This is a genomic window from Flavimaricola marinus (assembly GCF_900184895.1).
In the GTDB taxonomy this organism is placed as follows: domain Bacteria; phylum Pseudomonadota; class Alphaproteobacteria; order Rhodobacterales; family Rhodobacteraceae; genus Flavimaricola; species Flavimaricola marinus.
Window position 1 is genome coordinate 1 of record NZ_FXZK01000036.1, and the last position, 4824, is coordinate 4824.

General features: G+C 52.6%; 2 protein-coding genes and 1 pseudogene. 2 read left to right on the plus strand and 1 reads right to left on the minus strand.

From position 1 onward, the window contains the following. Positions 1 to 147 precede the first annotated feature (147 nt). Positions 148 to 1041 (plus strand): putative bifunctional diguanylate cyclase/phosphodiesterase, encoded by an 894-nt coding sequence (locus LOM8899_RS22815; protein WP_133065105.1) that lies wholly within the window; start codon positions 148 to 150, stop codon positions 1039 to 1041. A gap of 136 nt (positions 1042 to 1177) precedes the next feature. Here the strand turns inward: LOM8899_RS22815 and LOM8899_RS22820 are convergent. Then, positions 1178 to 1822, minus strand: a pseudogene (locus LOM8899_RS22820) (IS3 family transposase); the annotation flags it as partial. A gap of 200 nt (positions 1823 to 2022) precedes the next feature. On the opposite strand from LOM8899_RS22820, the gene LOM8899_RS22825 reads away from it, so the two are divergent. Continuing rightward, on the plus strand, positions 2023 to 4569 hold the full coding sequence (locus LOM8899_RS22825) for a bifunctional diguanylate cyclase/phosphodiesterase (protein ID WP_133065106.1): 2547 nt from the start codon (positions 2023 to 2025) through the stop codon (positions 4567 to 4569). Positions 4570 to 4824: the final 255 nt, after the last annotated feature.

Genomic DNA, 4824 nt, shown 5'->3' on the forward strand with positions numbered 1-4824 from the left:
TACAACACCGTCAGGCCGCACAGCGCACTAGGCTATCGCCCACCCGCGCCAGAAAGCATCGTCACAATGGACCAGAGGCCCACGATGCACTAACAATCAAACCGGACCACCCGATGGGGGCACGCCACGGCGGCCATCGGGAATGCGGTGATTAACGCAGACATGGCCCTAAAAGCTGCAAAGAGTACCGGGCGCGGAAGGCATGTTTTCTTTGAGCAAACCATGCGTGATGAGGCCCTAGAGCGTGCAGCCTTAGCCTTCGGCATCAGAGAAGGGTTGGAGCGAGGGGAGTTCGAACCTTATTTCCAGCCCCAAGTCGACAACAAAACTAACCAGATCGTTGGCTTCGAGGCCCTCGTGCGTTGGAACCATCCGGAGTTGGGGCTTCTATCTGCATCCCAGTTTGTTCCCGCTGCAGAGAACGCTCATCTCATCGAAGAAATTGACGATCTTATGTTTGAAGTTATCTGCCGAGCAACGACGACTCTTGATAAACTGGGGCTTCCGCATGCGACGGTCAGTATCAACATCTCGACAGCTCGTTTGATGAACTCAGAGCTGGTAAATCGTTTGCTTTCGGCCGTTGATATGGTTGGCGTTGACCCCACGCGGATTTGTATAGAGCTCTTGGAATCGACACTTCTGAACGACACGATGGATTCCGCCATCAACAATATCCGTAGCCTTGCTGAGGCGGGCTTTGGCATCGAACTGGATGACTTCGGTACCGGTCATGCGGCAATTTCCAGCTTACGCAACTTCCCCATTTCACGAATTAAGATTGATCGTACATTTGTATCCGGCATCGATGTCGACACCAGTCTGCCAGCAGTTACCGAGACATTGATCGATCTGGGTAACAATTTCGGTGTGAAAGTTTTGGTCGAAGGTGTTGAGAACAATGCTGAACGAAAGTTCTTTGAGAATACAATGTGTGACCAGATCCAAGGTTACTTCGTCGGACGACCCATGCCGCTTGGTGAACTTTCGGTTTGGGTTCAGGATTGGAGAGAAGCGTATCCACTAGCAAAGGTTGCCTAGATTTGAGCCCTTCAAGCTCCTCAAGCCTATGACTGCTGCCCGGTTTCATAGAGACAACTTGACCTGCTCCCCATAGTGTCCGCGCTTTTTAGTTCGCTCTGTTGGCGTGCCCCCGTCAGGTGGTCCGATTTGATTGTTAGTGCATCGTCGGCCTCTGGTCCATTAGGACGATACTTTCTGGTACAGGCGGGCGATAGCCCAATGCGCTATGCGGCCTGACGGTGTTGTAGTGAATGCGCCATTGCTCGATGAGGATTTGAGCCTCGCGTAGGCTGTAGAACAGTTCACCGTTTAGCAACTCGTCCCTGAACCGGGCATTAAAGCTTTCGCAGTATCCATTCTCCCAAGGGCTGCCCGGCTCTATGAACGCCGTCCTGGCACCGACCGCGGCGATCCAGTCCCGAACCTTCTGGGCAATAAATTCGGGCATATTGTCGGATCTTATGTATTCCGGCGGGCCGCGCAGGATGAACAGGTCCGTAAGCGCATCCAAAACATCGGTTGAGTTGAGCTTGCGATCCACGCGGATCATGAGCGCCTCCCGAGTGTATTCGTCGATGATGTTCAGAGTCCGATCGACCCGTCCGTCAGCGGTCCGATCCTGGACGAAGTCGTAGGACCAGACGTGATTGGGGCGTTCCGGCCTGAGACGCACGCAGGAGCCATCGTTCAGCCAGAGACGCCCTTTCTTCTTCTGCTTCCGTGGCACTTTCAGCCCTTCGCGCCGCCAGATACGCTCGACCCGCTTGTGGTTCACATGCCAGCCAGAGTTGTTCAGCAGACCCCAGAGAAGCTCCGACGAAACGTCTGAAATTCCTTGTTGCCAATTTCAGGACTGGGTTAACCGAGCGTTAGTGGGATCAGTCTTACTTGTGCTCAACCTTTGGGTCCGAGAGCCAAGATTGGAAGATTCGTTTGTTTTCCCAACCTAAACCCAGGAATGAGTCTGCTAGACTGCGCGCGCTGCGTGACCTTAAGATCATGGGGACTGATCAATGTAAGAAGTTCGACGCAATTACCCAGCTGGCTTCTCGAATTCTGGGCTGCCCAATCGCACTCGTTTCATTGGTGGATGAACGCCAACAGTGGTTTAAGTCGAACACGGGATTAGATGTACGAAGCACGCCAAGAGACGTCGCGTTTTGCGCCCATGCCATAGTCGATCAGGTTCCGCTGATTGTTCCTGACGCACGCCTAGATGATCGTTTCCGCAGTAATCCGTTGGTGATTGGGCATCCCAACATTGTGTTCTACGCGGGTATTCCCCTTTCGGTCGATGGTGAGCATAATCTTGGGACACTCTGCGCCATCGATAATAAGCCAAGGACCCTAAGTCGCGACGAAGTGGAGCAACTTAGCCAACTTGCAAAGCTAGCAGAAGCACTGATTGCAGCCCACTATGAGCAGCGAGAATTGGAGCTTTCTCGGGCAGCTGAAGCAAATAAGCGCGATGCGCTGGAACGATCGGTGACCTTGCTCGAACAGGTGAAAGAGTTGTCAGGCGTCGGCGGATGGGAACTTCGGCTAAACCCGACATCGCTAGCCTGGACGAACGAGACTAAACGCATTCATGAAGTTGACGAAGATTACGAGCCGCAGCTAGATACTGCGATCGACTTCTATGCTCCAGAAAGCCGTGACATAATCCGGGCTTGCGTAAACGACGCGATCGAAAAAGGCACACCTTGGGACGTGGAACTGCCGCTCATTACGGCATTGGGTCGCAGAGTCTGGGTTCGCACAATGGGACGACCGGTCTATCAAGATGATCATATGGTTAGCCTTATCGGTGCCTTTCAAGACATCACAAGAACAACTGAAGCACATGCTAAGGTAGTAGCGTCCGAGGAATTCGCGCGCCTCAGATCCGAGCAATTCCAGACTGTGATCGACAACATGGATGAGGGAGTATCCGTATTCGATCATAATGCCTGCATCACGATGTGGAATCGGCGCTACATCGACGTTTTTCGAAAGCCGGAGGGCGAAGTCAAACTGGGAACATCACTCAAACAACTGCTCGAATGTGAGCAGGAGCGCGGAGAGTTCGAAGGCGATATTGATCAGCACCTCGACGAACTCATCGCCAAACTTTCCACAGGATCCGCGCAGACCTTTCAGTTCCGCACCCGGGATGGAACCATAGTTCAGTCTACTCATGCCCCCCTGCCAGGTGGTGGATGGGTTGGTACCCATTCCGACGTTACCGCCCGAGTTATCGCGGCAGAACGTGATGAGTACGCTGCGAGGCACGATGCCTTGACCGGACTTGCAAACAGTCTCGAATTCCACAACCAACTCAATGAATTGGCCAACGTCGATCGAAACGAACGCGCAATAGTTCTGCTTCTGATTGATCTAGATCGCTTCAAGGAAATAAATGATACCTATGGCCATCAAGCTGGCGATGACCTCCTGAAAGAAGTCGCAAAACGCCTGAAAGAATGCACGCGAGAATGCGACTTGGTTGCTCGATTGGGTGGCGATGAATTTGCCTTTCTAACAAAATGCAAGCACGCGAACGCCAAGTCGCACGCAATCGCCATAGCGAGGCGTATCAATGAATCCGTTCGGCGCCCGTTCGCTGTCGCCTCCTCTCAAGAGATCATAGGAGCAAGTGTTGGCATTTGTGTTTCAGACGACCCAAATCTGGAGCCTGACGAATTAATCGGGCGTGCCGATCGAGCGCTCTACAAGGTCAAGTCGTCAGGCAGGGGCAGCTTCTACTATCACGATGACATTTTAGACGCCGAAGAATTGAAAAAGCGGCGCCTTGCTTCTGAGGTGCGGAGCGCAGTACAGGATTCCTCGTTGGCACTTGCATTCCAACCGATTTACGATCTGAAAAAGCTAGAGTTTTGCGGCGCTGAAGCATTGATCCGATGGGGAAATCCTCAAACGCCTGAGCTTCAGCCAAACGATCTGATACGCATTGCTGAAGAAACTGGTGCTATCAACGAAATTGGGACTTGGGTTCTCAACGAGAGTTTGAGTCGTGCGCGTGCCTGGCCCGACGATTTGACCCTCTCTGTAAATGTATCCCCAAGTCAATTAGGCAGAGGTGTGTTTCGGGACCTAGTTGCAGCAAGCCTGTCCCATCATAACGTTGCCCCGGAACGGCTTGAACTTGAAATAACCGAGCAAGTCCTGATCAAAGATGAAAACAACACTATCGCCGAGCTGAAAGAAATCCAAGCAACTGGTGTCCGGATTGTCCTAGATGACTTTGGCACGGGTTATGCATCCCTTAGCTATCTGCAAAAATTTCCCTTCGACAAGATTAAGGTCGACCGTTCTTTCGTATCAGGGGATTCATTGGGAGCCCAATCCCGGGCAATTGTCTCGTCAATCGCTACTCTGGCGAGGGAGCTGGGAATTCCTTGCACCGTCGAGGGCGTGGAGAGCCAACAAAAGCTGGACCAGATCGTCGCTCTCGGATGCGATTTTGCTCAGGGGTTTTATCTGTCAGAACCCATTAAGGCAGAGGCCTTCCATTTCCAAAAAGAGCTAATGTTTTTTGTGGCTTGACCTGCTTGTTACAGGCGCTCATTTGACTGGTGACCTGCTCCCCTCAAAGGTCCTCGCTTTGAGGTTAGCCTGTTCTCCAACTGAGGAGACAGACGATGAAGAGAAGCCGTTTCAGCGAAGCGCAAGATTGGCGTGCCCCCATCGGGTGGTCCGGTTTGATTGTTAGTGCATCGTGGGCCTCTGGTCCATTGTGACGATGCTTTCTGGCGCGGGTGGGCGATAGCCTAGTGCGCTGTGCGGCCTGACGGTGTTGTA